14 protein-coding genes are annotated in these 14722 nt (G+C 35.5%); 6 read left to right on the top strand and 8 right to left on the bottom strand.

What is annotated here, in order from left to right; all coding sequences use genetic code 11:
• Nucleotides 1-136: 136 nt before the first annotated feature.
• A complete protein-coding gene (locus tag MYP_RS10385; RefSeq protein ID WP_045462750.1) occupies nucleotides 137-1060 on the top strand; it encodes a hypothetical protein in 924 nt (307 codons plus the stop codon).
• Nucleotides 1061-1663: 603 nt separating this feature from the next.
• Here MYP_RS10385 and MYP_RS10380 read toward each other — a convergent pair.
• Both MYP_RS10380 and MYP_RS26080 read right to left on the bottom strand, forming a co-directional pair.
• Nucleotides 1664-2917 carry a sterol desaturase family protein gene (locus tag MYP_RS10380; RefSeq protein WP_045462748.1) on the bottom strand — a complete coding sequence of 418 codons (1254 nt, stop codon included), beginning with the start codon at nucleotides 2915-2917 and terminating at the stop codon, nucleotides 1664-1666.
• Nucleotides 2918-2950: 33 nt separating this feature from the next.
• Entirely contained in the window at nucleotides 2951-3127 is a 177-nt protein-coding gene (locus MYP_RS26080; RefSeq protein WP_156140496.1) for a hypothetical protein, read from the bottom strand.
• 258 nt (nucleotides 3128-3385) lie between these two features.
• Here MYP_RS26080 and MYP_RS10375 point away from each other — a divergent pair, with 258 nt between their 5' ends.
• On the top strand, nucleotides 3386-3865 hold the full coding sequence (locus MYP_RS10375; RefSeq protein ID WP_045462746.1) for a Dps family protein: 480 nt from the start codon (nucleotides 3386-3388) through the stop codon (nucleotides 3863-3865).
• A gap of 154 nt (nucleotides 3866-4019) precedes the next feature.
• Here MYP_RS10375 and MYP_RS10370 read toward each other — a convergent pair whose 3' ends face one another.
• Nucleotides 4020-4790: an AMP nucleosidase gene (locus MYP_RS10370; RefSeq protein ID WP_045462743.1), complete on the bottom strand. Its 771-nt coding sequence runs from the start codon at nucleotides 4788-4790 to the stop codon at nucleotides 4020-4022.
• Between the two features lie 30 nt (nucleotides 4791-4820).
• On the opposite strand from MYP_RS10370, the gene MYP_RS10365 reads away from it, so the two are divergent.
• A complete protein-coding gene (locus tag MYP_RS10365) occupies nucleotides 4821-5270 on the top strand; it encodes a type I restriction enzyme HsdR N-terminal domain-containing protein (protein ID WP_045462741.1) in 450 nt (149 codons plus the stop codon).
• An 8-nt stretch (nucleotides 5271-5278) separates the two neighbouring features.
• On the opposite strand, the gene MYP_RS10360 is transcribed toward MYP_RS10365, so the two are convergent.
• The 4 genes from MYP_RS10360 to MYP_RS26370 all read right to left on the bottom strand — a co-directional run bounded on the left by MYP_RS10360 (nucleotide 5279) and on the right by MYP_RS26370 (nucleotide 10126).
• Complete coding sequence (locus MYP_RS10360) at nucleotides 5279-7162, bottom strand: LTA synthase family protein (RefSeq protein ID WP_045462738.1); 1884 nt, start codon at nucleotides 7160-7162, stop codon at nucleotides 5279-5281.
• A gap of 3 nt (nucleotides 7163-7165) precedes the next feature.
• Nucleotides 7166-8047 carry a CPBP family intramembrane glutamic endopeptidase gene (locus MYP_RS24955; RefSeq protein ID WP_156140494.1) on the bottom strand — a complete coding sequence of 294 codons (882 nt, stop codon included), beginning with the start codon at nucleotides 8045-8047 and terminating at the stop codon, nucleotides 7166-7168.
• A gap of 78 nt (nucleotides 8048-8125) precedes the next feature.
• Nucleotides 8126-9238, bottom strand: a complete 1113-nt coding sequence (gene ald, locus MYP_RS10350) for an alanine dehydrogenase (RefSeq protein ID WP_045462735.1) — start codon at nucleotides 9236-9238, stop codon at nucleotides 8126-8128.
• A 102-nt stretch (nucleotides 9239-9340) separates the two neighbouring features.
• A complete protein-coding gene (locus tag MYP_RS26370; RefSeq protein WP_045462732.1) occupies nucleotides 9341-10126 on the bottom strand; it encodes a DUF1573 domain-containing protein in 786 nt (261 codons plus the stop codon).
• 310 nt (nucleotides 10127-10436) lie between these two features.
• On the opposite strand from MYP_RS26370, the gene MYP_RS10340 reads away from it, so the two are divergent.
• On the top strand, nucleotides 10437-12842 hold the full coding sequence (locus MYP_RS10340; protein ID WP_045462729.1) for an alpha-ketoacid dehydrogenase subunit alpha/beta: 2406 nt from the start codon (nucleotides 10437-10439) through the stop codon (nucleotides 12840-12842).
• A 7-nt stretch (nucleotides 12843-12849) separates the two neighbouring features.
• On the opposite strand, the gene MYP_RS10335 is transcribed toward MYP_RS10340, so the two are convergent.
• On the bottom strand, nucleotides 12850-13359 hold the full coding sequence (locus MYP_RS10335) for a hypothetical protein (protein ID WP_045462726.1): 510 nt from the start codon (nucleotides 13357-13359) through the stop codon (nucleotides 12850-12852).
• Between the two features lie 35 nt (nucleotides 13360-13394).
• Here MYP_RS10335 and MYP_RS10330 point away from each other — a divergent pair, with 35 nt between their 5' ends.
• Nucleotides 13395-14381 (top strand): acyltransferase, encoded by a 987-nt coding sequence (locus MYP_RS10330; protein ID WP_045462723.1) that lies wholly within the window; start codon nucleotides 13395-13397, stop codon nucleotides 14379-14381.
• Nucleotides 14382-14503: 122 nt separating this feature from the next.
• Nucleotides 14504-14629 (top strand): hypothetical protein, encoded by a 126-nt coding sequence (locus MYP_RS26740; protein ID WP_262506754.1) that lies wholly within the window; start codon nucleotides 14504-14506, stop codon nucleotides 14627-14629.
• The last annotated feature ends 93 nt before the right edge of the window (nucleotides 14630-14722 follow it).

Genomic DNA, 14722 nt, shown 5'->3' with positions numbered 1-14722 from the left:
TTTAGGTATTCTTCTCAAGTTCAGTTTTAAATTCTATTTGGGCATTTAAACAATTTTTATATTTGTCTATTAATTCTATAGAGTAATAAGAATTTAATTTTTCCATTAATGATTCATCTTTAAAACATAGAAAGAAATGAAGAAAAGACTACTAAATGCCGCTCTTGTGTTATTGGCATCGGCATCATTGAATGCACAGAATATCAGCCAGGAAAAATTGGTCATTACAGGTACTAAGTTTACTTACCCACTCCTGGAGAAATGGGCTAAAGAATTTGAAGCAATCCATCCGGAGGTAGATGTAAAAGTTGTTTCTAAGCTTCAGGCAAATGAAACAGCAGATCTGAAGATTGTTTCTCATGAGAGAAAAAAGGAAGAGATTCCTCAAGCTGAAAAATCTGTAGTGCTGGGAAAATATGCGATACTTCCTGTAGCCAATATTAATAATCCGGCTTTAAAAAATATATCAGAGAAAGGCTTAAAGGAAAAGGAATATAAAGAATTGTTTTTTGAAGATGAGAGTGAGCAGTTTGAAGAAAAAAAGAAAAAGTCAAAATATGAGGTGAATTTATATACTCGTGAAAGCAGATCCTGTGCTCCAATAGCTTTTGCAAGTCATTTCGGGTATGAACAATCTGCTATAAAGGGCAAAGGAATCAGCGGTGAGGATAAATATCTTATCTATGCCGTAAAAAAAGATACGGCAGGGGTAACTTACAATAACCTTGGATTCATTTATGACCTTTCAACCAGAAAAACTGTTGAGGGAATTGCCGTACTCCCACTGGATTTCAATAACAATGGAAAGCTGGATGCCGATGAAAAGATATTTGATAACCTTGATAAAGTGATTGAAAGACTTGAAAATGAAAAGATATCCTCAGTGCCGGTTGAAAATATAAATGTAGTTTATAACTCAGATAATAATAATAAGAATATTAAACTTTTCTTATCTTGGGTATTAGATCAGGGGCAAAAATACAATCACGATTATGGCTTCTTGAATTTTGATACTGAAACCTTAAGTAAGCAAAAAGAAATCCTGACCTTGAATAAATAATAATAGTCTTGTTTTCTCTTTAATAAAAGCCTGCCTCAGACGGAGCAGGCTTTGCCTTTTATAAGGTTAATATTTTTTTATAAAAATCCAGCTTCACTTATTTTAAGTATGAAGAAACTGAGATGGATCAGTGACTTATGGAGTAGAAAAAAGAATGCTTAATACTCCTTAATTATACCATTCATTGTACAATAGCAGGCTTTTTTTTTGAAAGTCTAAGAAAGATTCATTCCTAAATCTTTCTTCTCGGTGGCAAGACCATCAACTTTGCATATAAGATTCAAAATCTGAAATGTGACTTTAAATAATACGGGTATATATTCTTTGTCATTTTAAGTCCCTGAAGGCTTGAGGCATAAAGAAACCAGGGCTCTCGGTCCTCGGGATGAAAAAAAACAAGGTTTCTACTGAAGGAGATGGATCTTAATGCCCCAAGTACTTAACTACTTTCTGCTTTCACTCCTGATTTTCAAAGGTGGATTATTCTCCAGAGATAGGCAGAGGACAAAGTATGAAAGTATAAAGAAAAGACTTAGAAGTTGACAATGAAAATATAAGTATTTTCAAAGTGTCACATTCAACCTTTGGCCTTAATACTTTCTCTTAAAACTTATTACTCATCCCAACTAATCTTTTATAGAAAAATTTTCCATAGATAAATACCAGAAACATTCTCTTGAAATCGGAGAAGAAAAAGCATAGTAAGAGGATTACATTTAGTAGAATGGAGATAAGTGCTGGGTCTGGAAAATAAAAAGATAGAATTGCAGAAATAATAATAAATCTTAGGCATTCAAGGTGAAAAATCCATGCTTTTTGTTCCATGATTGCACCGCAGTTAATGAGTGTGATTAAGATTAATGCATTCAATTGAAATACCATTTCTCCTGCTATATTTTTATATAGCGGAATAAGCAATGTGAGCAGTAGTATGATCAAACTTATCTGCCCCATTATATATTTTTTTTGAATTTCTCTCTTTTGATTATTAGTGACATTTTTTACAGAAAGAAATTTCTTTTCCAGTTGTTGTCGAAGGTCAGGAGATATAGTTTCAGGCTTAGCAAGTGCAATCTTTATTTTTTGTTTCAAACCAGGCATATTCTTTATAGATTCTAATAATTCCAGCAGTTGATGGAAATGTTGCCACAGAAAGCTTCTGCTGTTCAGCGGTTGAGTAAGTCCATATTGAGGCTCTTCTTTTTCTTCTGCAAATGTTCCAAAGAGTTTATCCCAGAAGATAAAAATATCAGCATAGTTTTTATCCAGGTAATTAACATTGGAGGCATGGTGCACTCGGTGGTGGGAGGGAGTTACAAAAATGTATTCAAGGAAACCAAGTTTACCTACCATTCTTGTATGAGTAAAGAAACTATAGGCAGCATGTATCAGGAGAATGATCATTACCATGTGAACCGGAAATCCAATCAATGGCAGTATGCACCAGAATACATTTCTTATAAGAGCCTGAAAAACGGTAATTCTTGCAGATACCGTCAGATTAAATTCTTCACTTTGATGATGGACTATGTGAGCAGCCCAAAGAATATTTATTTCATGACTGAATCGGTGATACCAATACCAAATGAAATCTGTTAAGAATAAGAGTAATATCCAGGTGAATAATGTCTCTTTTATAGTGAAAATGGCAAAGTATTGGTGAATGTTTTTGAATATAGAATAGAAAACTCCTGTCAAGGCAAGGCTTGATAGGCGTTCAGCAATACCGATACTTATATTTGATATGGTACTGTTAAATGTAAAAGCTTTCACATTCTTCTTTTTTGATAAAAAATATTCAATAGCAATAGCCAGTAAAAATATAGGTATTGATATTGTCAGCAATAAATTATTCATAATGGAGTGGTTTAACTTAAAACAGAAGGCGATTTATTCGTGGAGGGTTTTGATAATGCTTGAATTAGGACTGTTCATGTGTTGAAAAGATGTTTCTTTATTAGGCTTTAGTTTTAGCAATGCCTGAGCAAAAAATATAAAGAGCACATACATTAATATAAATGCAGCCATCTTTTTCCCAGAATTGATTTGTGGTGTTTTAATATTCATATACAGGGATTTATTTGCTGATAAGCCCTACAATACTTGTCTGAATAAGTCTATTAAGTCTATAGATAAAATTAATTACTAGCAAGTTTGTTTCAAATTATCCTGTTTTTTTTCTGGAAAGAGTACAACCAGGGCTTTTAGGAAAATGACACTTATCAGTAAAATGAATAAGTTTTATCTATTTCTTTATTGATAATATTGATTTTTTCTATTCCTCAGGGCTTTCTATTTTTGATTTATAATTAAAACCTGGAAATTATGGAAAAAGCAAGCCTAATAGGTCTGGATTTGAGACAGTCACAAATCCTCTCAGAAGAATTAAATATTCTTTTAGCTAACTATCAGTTATTTTATATGAATCTAAGGGGATTTCACTGGAACATTAAAGGTGAAAAGTTTTTTGAATTGCATGCAAAATTTGAAGAATTGTATAATGATGTGCAGCTTAAAATAGATGAGATCGCTGAAAGAATTCTCACATTAGGCTTTGTACCTGAACATACTTTTTCAGATTACCAAAAGAAATCAGAAATTAAAGAAGCGAAGAATGTAATTGAAGGAACCGAAGCTGTATCTTTGATACTTCAGGCTTTCAAAATACTATTGGTAGAAGAAAGAAAAATATTGAAGATTGCTTCTGAGGCGGAAGATGAGGGGACAAACTCTTTGATGAGTGATTATATTAAGCAGAAGGAGAAACAGGTCTGGATGTTTTCCGCTTACCTGCAGAAGAAGTAAAACAATCATGAAAGTTCGAAATCATTCAGGATATGAAAATGTAATTTAATGCTTGATTTCAATTAAGGTAAAGTTCTTTCTTGGAATAGGATTTAGGATAAGGTCTTTATTAGGCATTAAAAAAAAGAGGGACTCATATGGAAGTCCCTCTTTTTTATTCAAAAATCAGATGTTTGACTGATTCTCCTGATCCGGCAAGCTCAGTTAGCGAATCCAGACCTATTTCGAGATGTCTTTTTACATATTTTTCAGTAACAGTTTTGTCACTTTTTTCTGTTTTAACTCCTTCCGGGTCCATTGGATTATCAGAAACCAGTAATAAAGCTCCGTGAGGAATTCCATTTATAAAGCCAACAACAAAAATAGTGGCTGTTTCCATGTCGATTCCCATTGTGCGGATATCCCTCAGGTATTGTTTGAATTTCTCATCATGTTCCCAAACCCTTCTGTTTGTCGTATAAACTGTCCCCGTCCAATAATCCAGTTCATGTTTTTTTATCATACTGGAAACTGCTCTTTGTAAGCGAAATGAAGGAAGAGCAGGAACTTCAGGAGGTGCGTAATCGTCTGAAGTTCCTTCCCCGCGTATGGCGGCAATTGGAAGTATCAGGTCACCAACTTTTGTTTTTTTTAGTCCTCCGCATTTTCCGAGAAATAAAACAGCCTTTGGAGGAATTGCAGAAAGTAAGTCCATCACAGTTGCAGCCATAGCACTTCCCATTCCAAAATTAATAATCGTTATGTTATTGGCAGTGGCTGTTTGCATAGCCCTGTTTTTTCCTTGAACCTCTACCTTAAATTTCTCCGCGAACAGTTCAACATAGTTAATAAAGTTTGTAAGAAGAATATATTCCCCAAATTCAGAGATAGGAGTACCTGTGTATCTTGGTAACCAGTCTTTTACGATTTCTTCCTTTGTTTTCATGGCATTAAAAAATTTGATAAATTTGTTTTTATGATTCCCCTCAATCTCCCCTCGTTTGATATTAAAGTTAAAGACTACGAAAATAAAACATGGATATTTGATATACTAAGAAAAAAGTATGTTGTTTTAACTCCTGAAGAATGGGTAAGGCAACATTTTATTAATCTCCTGATTACGCAGTTTAATTACCCTAAATCTTTAATTAAATGTGAATCGGGACTTAATTATAATAAGCTACGGAAAAGGTCAGACATTGTTGTTTATAACAGAGAAGCTATCCCTTTTCTTCTTATCGAATGTAAAGCTCCGGAAGTGAAAATTACTGATGCTGTTTTTAAACAAGCTGCTACATATAACTTTGTCCTGAAAGCCCCTTATTTTGTTGTAACCAATGGTATTAATACTTTTTGCTGTAGTGTTAACCATGATACAAAAGAGGTAGGCTATGTTAATGGCTTACCTGCATTTCCTGAAAACTGAAGAACCCCTTAATGGTTTTGACTATTGTACCAATTATTGTCGATCAGGCCATTGTTAAAGTATTGTATATAAGCTTTTAATACTGATTCAAGCTTTTTCTGTTCGGGTACTTCCTGTAAATGAGTGATGTTACGGGGCGGATCTATTTTAAAACACTGGCATTGGTTTTCCTGATTTAAAGAGAGGTACAAATCTTTTTTTATCAGATTATAGGAACCGTTGGAAAAGTTTAAAGCATAACCTTCTTCTTTTTCAGAGAATATTGATGTGCCGAAATAATTGCTCTTAGGGTTTTCTATATTCAGGAAGTCAAGGATAGTCGGTAGGATATCTGCATGCTGACAAATTTTTTCATCATCCGGAACGGTAATTTTTTTCGAAGGATGAAATAGAATCAATGGTACATCAAATGCTCCCAGCTCATTAGAATATTCCGGTTGTGAAGACATTTGCGTATGATCGGCAGTGATAATAAACAAAGTATTGGAATACCAGGGTTGTTTTTTAGCAGTCTCAAAAAACTTCCGGATTGAATTGTCTGAATAAGCGACACATTCATGAATGGGCAGATCTCCTTTGGGAAATTTACCTTTATATTGCTCTGGGATAGTGTAAGGTGGATGGGAGCTTAAAGTAAATAATCCTGTAGCAAAGGGTTGCTTAAATGTACTGAGTTTATGAGCAAAAAACTGAAGGAATGGTTCATCAAATATTCCCCAGTTGCCATCAAAATCTTTATCCTGATCCGGATATTCGTTTTTCCCATAGTACTCTTCAAATCCTGCATTTTGGGCGAATACGTCAAATCCCATGGTACCATTTTTACCACCATGGAAAAAACTTGTATGATAACCTTCTTTTTGAAGGATATTTCCAAGTCCTACAACTTCATTAGTCTGATATATCGATGTTATATATGGCTCAGTCATCAAAGATGGTATGGAGGCCAGGATGCTTGGTAGTGCTTCGATGGAAGTACGTCCGTTGGCATAAGCATTTTTCATCCATACACCTTGGTTGGCCAGAGAGTCAAGAAAAGGGGTAAAACCTTTATAGTTATTTCCAAGTCCAGTATATTCAGATCCAAAACTTTCACAGATCAGAATCACTACATTTTCTTTTGCTTTTGTTGAAACAGCTTTTTTTTCTTTAGTTTTTCTGATAAGGTTGAATAATTCTGACTGATTAGAAAAGAAATGAACTCTTTGAACAGGTTGAATATTGGATGTTGCTATCAGGGAGAATGGAGTATTTAATACAAGATTTCCCAAAATATTAGGATTTAAAGTAAAGGCATGATTAGGTCTTAAAGGCTTTAATTGTAAACCTCCACGTATGATCAAAATATTTAAGGCAAGGAAGCTAATTAATAATGGTGCTGCGATGTATAGTTTCAGCCTGACGTTCATCGCATTTTTGGATTTGGGATATAGCCAGGCGATAATTGCAATGAGAATTGTTCCTGCAAGCAAAACTGGCCAGTAATTCAAGGCTAACTGTGGTCCCTGATCCAAAATGTCCTTTTGCAGGCCTGCGAGATGTTCATATGTGGACCTTTTTCCGGTAAACCTGAAAAACTCAATGTCCACGAGATTAACGAAAAGCAGGGGGGGGTTAACAACAAGGAAAAGAATTTTGAGAAATTTCTGGTATCCGGATTTGCTAATGAATGTAACTGGAATAAGTGATAGCAGCGTAAATGGCAGATTGACCATAAATATAACGGAAAGGTCAAATCGTATACCAGATACAAAGGCTTCCAACACTGAAGAAGCAGAGGCTTCTTTGAAGTATGAGTAGTTATAAACAAAGAAGCAAACCCTGCAAAGTGTATAAATTAGGGTTAAGAGTCCAAGTCTTTTTAGAAGTATTTTATATTGAGTTAAATTCATTTTTTAGAAATGATTTTTTAACAGGTGTTGTATTATTGCAAACAGATCCATCAGATAAGCAATACCCAGGTGAATCAATAATCCTCCCCAGATAGATCTGCTATAATATGTAATTATTCCTAAAATAGTACCTCCGAATATAGATCCGACAGCTTCTCCAAACGGTTTTCCAAAATGAAGGTAGCAGTATAAAGCAACCATAATGAATACAGCTCCTTTGTCAAGATATTTGATCATTGCCAATACCAGGAATCCTCTGAACAAAAATTCAATAGATAAGAATCCCATTCCATAAAAGATTTCGTGGATACCAAATGTGGCCCAATAGGGCCATCCAAGATAATTTTCCGCTAATCCTGGTTTATATTCAGGGTAATAATTCAGAAAGTCCTGCTGAAAGGAAGCCCAGAATATAAAAGGAGACATGAGTAGCAGAAGAAGAAGATAGGGGGTCAGTTCCAGGGAGTTTTTCTGAAATCCGTAGAGTGGAATGTTTTTCCTGTCTACCCAATACCAATAGCAGAGGATAGGAATGATTATAATGAAGGAGCTTACAAATTCGGTGACAAAGGAAGAAATAAACTGACTGACTTCAAATGGCACTTCCGTTCTGATCCAATCACGATACAAATAGAATGATGTTTCGCTGAAAATTAATATCAGGATTACAAACAGTATTGTAAACCAATATGATGCAGAATATAAATGTAGCTTTCTGTTATAAAAATAGGCATAAGTAAGAGACAGAAATAGCAATGGTACAGAATAAAAAAGAAACAAGTAAACATTGTATATTTTCTGGCCAGCATATTTTTCCAGAATGGAGTTTTCAAAATCAAGGCTATAATTAAAAGCCAAACTGGCTCCCAAAAACAGGATAAGCACCAGGAAAAATTTCAGATTGAATTCTTCCTGGAAAAATGCTTTTTGATATTTTATAATTTGTCTGATTATTCTGTTCGTTTAGCTTAAATGATGCTCTACCTCAGAATAGGGTAACTCAAATGCTTCTGAAATTTTCTTATAAACGATTTGCCCGTTCACCACATTTAATCCCTTTTTCAATTCCTCATTTTCCCTGCAGGCTTTTTGCCATCCTTTGCTAGCAATCTGACAAACATACGGATATGTAACATTAGTCAAAGCCAGGGTAGATGTAAACGGAACTGCTCCAGGCATATTAGCGACACAATAATGAACAATACCATCTACAACATAAGTAGGATTTTCATGTGTAGTTGGTTTACAGGTTTCAATACATCCACCCTGATCTACAGCTACATCCACGAGAACCGTTCCTGGTTTCATTGTTTTTAGCATATCCCTGGAAATTAATATGGGGGCTTTAGCGCCTGGAACAAGGATTGCACCAATAATTAGGTCTGCGGTTTTTACAGCCTCGTTGACATTACTTTGGCTGCTATATAATGTATATACATTAGCAGGCATAATGTCTTCCAGGTATCTTAATCTGGCAACATTGATATCCATAATTGTCACATTAGCTCCCAATCCGGCAGCCATCTTCGCTGCATTTGTTCCAACGATACCTGCCCCTATTATTACCACATTTGCAGGTTTAACACCAGGGACGCCTCCCAGTAAAATACCTCTTCCTTGGTTATGTTTTTCAAGATAATTTGCGCCCTTCTGAACCGCCATTCTTCCTGCAACTTCTGACATGGGCACCAATAATGGTAATGATCGATCAGATTTTTCCACTGTTTCATATGAAATACATACAGCACCTGATTTGATCATGGCTTCTGTAAGCTGTCGCGAGGATGCGAAATGAAAATAGGTAAAAATTGTCTGTCCTTTTTTTATTAGAGAATATTCTTTTTCTAGAGGTTCTTTGACTTTTACAACCAGGTCGGCTCCGCTATAGACATCTTCAGCCTGACAAATACTAACTCCGGCGTTTTGGTATTCCTCATCCAAAAATCCAGATCCCTCTCCGGCTTTTGTTTCTACCAGCAGTTTATGACCTAGTTTTACAAGGTCTGCACAATGCGCAGGAGTAAGGCCTACACGATTTTCTAGTGTCTTTATTTCTTTAGGTACTCCGATGACCATAATATTCGTTTTTGCAAATATAATTAACACGATATAAAACAAAAGCCAACGATTATGTCGCTGGCTTTTGTTTTTTCTTACGATATAGACCTTTGCAGGTTTTTATTTTCCAAATGGAACTGTATTTTTTTCTTCTTTTAAAGGGGTCGGAGTAGACAGACTTTCTACAACTTCGCCTGAAAGAGTTACAATTACACGTGGATTACTTGGATCGTTAGTGAAAATGGTTAAAATATCAGAGTTTTTTCCGTCAAAAGTCGGATTGTAGGTTAATTCAAGAACTGCAGATTTGCCAGGCGCAATTGTATCAGAAGCAAGTGTATGGTTTATGCAGCTGCATGCTGACTGGAAAGATGAAAGCGCAAGTGGAGCTTTTCCTATATTTTTAACAGTAAATTTTTGGGCAACTTTTTGTCCTCTTTCAATTTTTCCAAAGCTATGCGTGTTTTTGTCTAGGGAAAATTTAGGCGCTGCCTTTAGTTCTTTAGGAGTTAAAGCAACTTTAGGTTCTTCTTTTTTTACAACAATACCTTTAATATAAACTACTTTGGAAGGTTCTGAAGAATTTGAGGTAATCGTAATGCTTTTGTTGAACACACCAATTCTTCCGGAACTATTGTATGAAGCTTTTATTGATCCCTTGCCCCCAGGAGGAATTGGATCCTTGGTCCAAGAAGGAGTAGTACAACCACAAGATGCTCTTACGTCAGTTAATACAATCGGAGCATCTCCTGAGTTTTCAAACTCAAAATCGTATTCAGCCTGAATACCTTCTTCTACGATACCAAAATCGTGTTTGTCTTCACTGGTAAATTTAAAAGCACCTTGTGCAAAAGCTCCTAGTGTCAGGAAGGATAGGAAAGCTACAGAGGCAATTCTTTTTATCATTGGTTTATTTAATTTTAATTAATCTGAAAAAAATAACATTTAGACCGTCCAAATATAAGTATTATGTGACAATTTTAATACCGATTTTTTGTGGAGGAATATTTTATTTAATACCGATTTTTTTCTGAGTAGGTATTTTTCAGAAAATAATATATTTAATCATAATTTAACTGTAAGAATAACAGTAGAGTATGAATTTAAAAAGAAGTCTATCAGATTCTTAATTTGATAGGTTAGTCTTTTTATCTATTTTTGAACTTTAACGTACGTAATTATATTAGTTTAATTAGAAAAATACTGTTATTACATAGTGAGCACCCAGGAAACCATAAATGATCTTACTTTAACCAAAGAGGAAATTCTTAATGATTACAGAATACTCTGTGAAAGTCGTCAGGCAAGTATTTTGGGTAGAAAAGAAGTTTTTGCAGGTAAGGCTAAATTTGGAATTTTCGGAACCGGGAAAGAGCTGGCACAGATTGCTATGGCTAAATATTTCAGGTTTGGAGATTTCCGCTCAGGGTATTATAGAGATCAGACTTTTATGATGGCTATAGATGAACTGAGTCTTGAACAGTATTACGCTCAACTTTATGCTCATACAGACATTGTTGCAGATCCGGCATCCGGAGGCAGACTTATGATTGGTCATTATGCCACCAGAAGTCTAAACAACGATGGGCATTGGAATGATCTCACCAAAATAAAAAATTCAAGTCCGGATATCTCACCTACAGGCGCTCAGATGCCAAGGCTTGTGGGACTTGCCTATGCTTCAAAATTGTATAGGTTAAATCCGGAACTTAAAGACATACAGGGATTTTCAAATAATGGAAATGAAGTAGCATTTGGAACTATTGGCAATGCTGCAACTGCAGAGGGGATTTTCTTTGAGGCTATCAATGCTGCCGGAGTATTGCAGATTCCAATGGTTGTATCCATCTGGGATGATGGATATGGAATTTCCGTTCCTCAGGAATATCAAACCACTAAAGTTGATATTTCTAAAATGTTTGAGGGGTTTAAAAGAACTGAATCTGAAAGAGGTATAGAAATCTTTAAGGTGAAGGGCTGGAATTATGAAGATTTATGCCGTACCTACAGAGATGCTGCTCAACTGGCCAGAGAGCAGCACGTCCCTTCATTGGTTCATGTGGAGGAATTGGCCCAGCCTTTGGGACACTCTACTTCCGGTTCTCACGAAAGATATAAATCAAAAGAGAGACTTGCCTGGGAAGAGGAATTTGATTGCAATAAAAAATTTAAAGAGTGGATTCTTGACAATTCGATTGCCACATATCAGGAATTAAAAGAGATTGAAGATACTGCTTTTGAAAAGGTAAAAAAAGCTCGTCAAAGTGCCTGGAATAGTTTTGTTGAATCCATGAAAGGGGATTTGGATGAAGCGCTTTACTTGATCCAAGAAGCATCCTCTCAAAGCACTCAGAAAGAGGCTCTTCTTTCAATAAAAAATGCTCTGGAAAAAACGCTGAATCCAATCAGAAGTGATGCAGTTAAAGCAGTAAAAAAAGCATTAAAAATACTTCGTTTTGAAGAACTTCCTGCAAGGACTAAATTAATTGCCTGGGTTGAAAGGACTTCTGAAGAAAATTTCCAGAGATATAGTTCTCATCTTTTCAGTCATTCGGATCAGGCGGCGATTAAAGTAGAAGAAATAAAGCCTGAATACAATGAAAGCAGTCCATTTGTAGATGGGCGCGAAGTTCTTCAGGCAAACTTTGAAGCCCTCTTTCGGAAGGATCCACGAGTCTTTGCTTTTGGAGAAGATGTAGGGATGATCGGTGACGTAAATCAGGGTTTTGCAGGTTTACAGGAAAAGTTTGGTAATCTGAGGATTATGGATACCGGTATTCGTGAAACCTCTATTATTGGTCAGGGCATCGGTGCAGCAATGCGAGGGCTTAGGCCAATAGCTGAAATTCAATATCTTGATTATTTATTATTTGCAATCCAAACGCTTTCCGATGACTTGGCTACTCTTCATTACAGGACAGTAGGAGGACAAAAAGCTCCAATGATTATCAGAACCAGAGGGCATAGGCTTGAAGGAGTCTGGCATTCTGGCTCTCCCATTAGCATGATCCTGGGAAGTTTAAGAGGAATATATTTGCTGGTTCCCAGAAATATGACCCAAGCCGCCGGATTTTATAACACCATGCTAAAGTCTGATGATCCAGCTTTGATTATAGAAACTCTGAATGGTTATCGATTGAAGGAAAAAATGCCTTCAAACCTTGGGGAGTATACTGTACCCCTAGGCGTTCCAGAAGTATTAAGAGAAGGTAGTGATGTTACGGTGGTCACCTATGGTGCTATGTGTAAGATCTCCCTGGATTCAGCGGCACAATTGGAAGAAATGGGAATATCGGTTGAGGTAATAGATGTACAGAGCTTAATGCCTTTTGATATTCATCATATTATAGCTAAGTCTGTTAAAAAGACCAATCGAGTAATATTTACAGATGAAGATGTACCTGGTGGAGGTACTGCTTATATGATGAAGGAGGTTCTTGAAACGCAAAAGGCTTATCAGTGGCTGGATTCTGCACCAAGAACATTGCCTGCCAAAGAACATAGGCCTGCATATTCAAGCGATGGAGACTATTTCTCCAAACCCAATGCAGAAGATCTGGTGGACCTGGTGTATGAGATAATGAATGAAGCAGATCCTGTTAAGTATCCTTCATTGTATTAGTAATCAATTATTTGGTGCCTAGGTTAATAGGGGTGGTTTCAGTCCAGTTACTGTAATTTCCATCTTCATCTCGTATTTTAATCTTAAACTTAAATGTTCCTTTAGGTAATTCAGGAATTAGGTTAAACACGGTAGTCATATTAGTTCCCTGGTTCAAAACTCCATCTATTGGTCCTTTTTTTCCTGTATTATTTAATGGAGGGAAACTGGCATTCAGAAAACTGAACTTGCTTATTTGAAAACTATTGGTGATTGTATCTAATATGTAGATTTCAGCTATAAAATTATGGGTTGCATTTTGTTCAATATTACCCAGATTTCCATCCCCGTCCTGAAAATTTATAGATATTGAAAGCGAGTCTATAAAGGTGCTGCTCAGGGGATTATAAATATTAAATTTTTGGATCTTATTGAAACTAATGACAGGTACTTCTGAGTAATTCGGAGCTCTGTCGCAGGCAAATAATAAACCTATGACAAACAGAACAGGTATAGTATGTTTGAAGTATGCTTTCACTTTTCTGATATTTTAAATTCAATTTATTAATAATAATGGACTTCAAAGAAAGTTTTAAAAAAGATTTATTCAATATCTCGGATCAAAACTTTAACGATAAAGCCATACTTTTATTCAAATATCAGGCAGAACATAACCCGATATATAAACAATACCTTGATCTTCTCGGAAAAGACCCCAGCAAAATCTCTCTGATTGAGGAAATCCCATTTTTACCGATTTTGTTTTTTAAGACCCAGGAAATAAAAACTGACATTTTTTCTGAAAAGCAGATCTTCTATAGCAGCGGCACTACCGGTTTTCAAACCAGTCGACATTATGTAGCGGATCCTGAGTTTTATTTGAAGAACTGTGAAGAAATTTTTAGGAAATTTTACGGCAGTCTTTCTGATTTTATAGTATTGGCATTATTGCCTTCTTACCAGCAAAATCCTGGATCATCTTTGATTTACATGGTCAATCATTTTATTAAACAGTCTGGTAATCCGTTATCCGGATTCGTTAATGAAAAACTACTTATTGATAATCTTAAAAAATATAAAGAAAATCCCGCAAAAAAATTATTGATAGGAGTTTCTTTTGCCCTCTGGGATTTAGCGGAAAATGACCACCCGGATCTGTCAGATTTTATCGTTATGGAAACAGGTGGCATGAAAGGTAGGAGGGAAGAGCTGGTTCGGGATGAATTACATCAAATTCTGAAAAGTGGATTGAATTTAAAAAATGTTCATTCTGAATATGGTATGACAGAGCTTTTATCTCAGGCATATTCTGCTGGAAATGGTTTTTTTTCGGGGCCCGACTGGTTTAAAATCCTATTGCGGGATATTAATGATCCTTTGACAATAGGATCTGGAAGGTCTTCAGGTGGAATTAATATTATTGATCTGGCCAATGTAGATTCCTGTGCATTTATTGAAAGTCAGGATCTTGGGAAAATTTCGGATGATAATAACTTTGAAGTGCTTGGCCGGTTTGATAATTCTGACATAAGAGGCTGTAATTTGCTTTACTTAAACTAGTCTTTGAAAAGTTCAAAATTAAATCGAAAAGATTTAATTTTATTTGCTGTTTGTTTTAATTATTGAAAATGAATAATTAATTTTACAAAGAATTCAGGTACTAATTTAAAATTAAACACTTTATGAAAAAGTATTCACTAGTTGTATTTTCTTTTGTGCTTTTGCTAGCTTCTGCTTGCGCAACTCACAGAACTTGCCCGACCTACACTAAAGAAGTTAAAAAATCTGCTTCTGTAGCAAAAATTTAATCTGGATTTTTTTAAAGTGATTCTGTCCTTAAAGGTAAAAGAAATCGACGGAGTTAAGATTTAGAAATATTCGGTTTTGTTGATAAAAAAAGA

It is taken from the genome of Sporocytophaga myxococcoides (assembly GCF_000775915.1).
GTDB classification, from domain to species: Bacteria; Bacteroidota; Bacteroidia; order Cytophagales; family Cytophagaceae; genus Sporocytophaga; species Sporocytophaga myxococcoides_A.
Note: the sequence above shows the minus strand (reverse complement) of the source record. Positions and strands in the feature narration are given on the sequence as shown.

Bases quoted from the DNA above. Each gene is read 5' to 3' on its own strand.
- MYP_RS10330 (WP_045462723.1), top strand. From the start codon at position 13,395: ATGGACTTCAAAGAAAGTTTTAAAAAAGATTTATTCAATATCTCGGAT.
- MYP_RS26740 (WP_262506754.1), top strand. From the start codon at position 14,504: ATGAAAAAGTATTCACTAGTTGTATTTTCTTTTGTGCTTTTGCTAGCT.
- ald (WP_045462735.1), bottom strand. From the start codon at position 9,238: ATGGTCATCGGAGTACCTAAAGAAATAAAGACACTAGAAAATCGTGTA.
- MYP_RS10370 (WP_045462743.1), bottom strand. From the start codon at position 4,790: ATGAAAACAAAGGAAGAAATCGTAAAAGACTGGTTACCAAGATACACA.
- MYP_RS10380 (WP_045462748.1), bottom strand. From the start codon at position 2,917: ATGAATAATTTATTGCTGACAATATCAATACCTATATTTTTACTGGCT.
- MYP_RS10360 (WP_045462738.1), bottom strand. From the start codon at position 7,162: ATGAATTTAACTCAATATAAAATACTTCTAAAAAGACTTGGACTCTTA.
- MYP_RS26080 (WP_156140496.1), bottom strand. From the start codon at position 3,127: ATGAATATTAAAACACCACAAATCAATTCTGGGAAAAAGATGGCTGCA.
- MYP_RS10385 (WP_045462750.1), top strand. From the start codon at position 137: ATGAAGAAAAGACTACTAAATGCCGCTCTTGTGTTATTGGCATCGGCA.
- MYP_RS10375 (WP_045462746.1), top strand. From the start codon at position 3,386: ATGGAAAAAGCAAGCCTAATAGGTCTGGATTTGAGACAGTCACAAATC.
- MYP_RS26370 (WP_045462732.1), bottom strand. From the start codon at position 10,126: ATGATAAAAAGAATTGCCTCTGTAGCTTTCCTATCCTTCCTGACACTA.
- MYP_RS10365 (WP_045462741.1), top strand. From the start codon at position 4,821: ATGATTCCCCTCAATCTCCCCTCGTTTGATATTAAAGTTAAAGACTAC.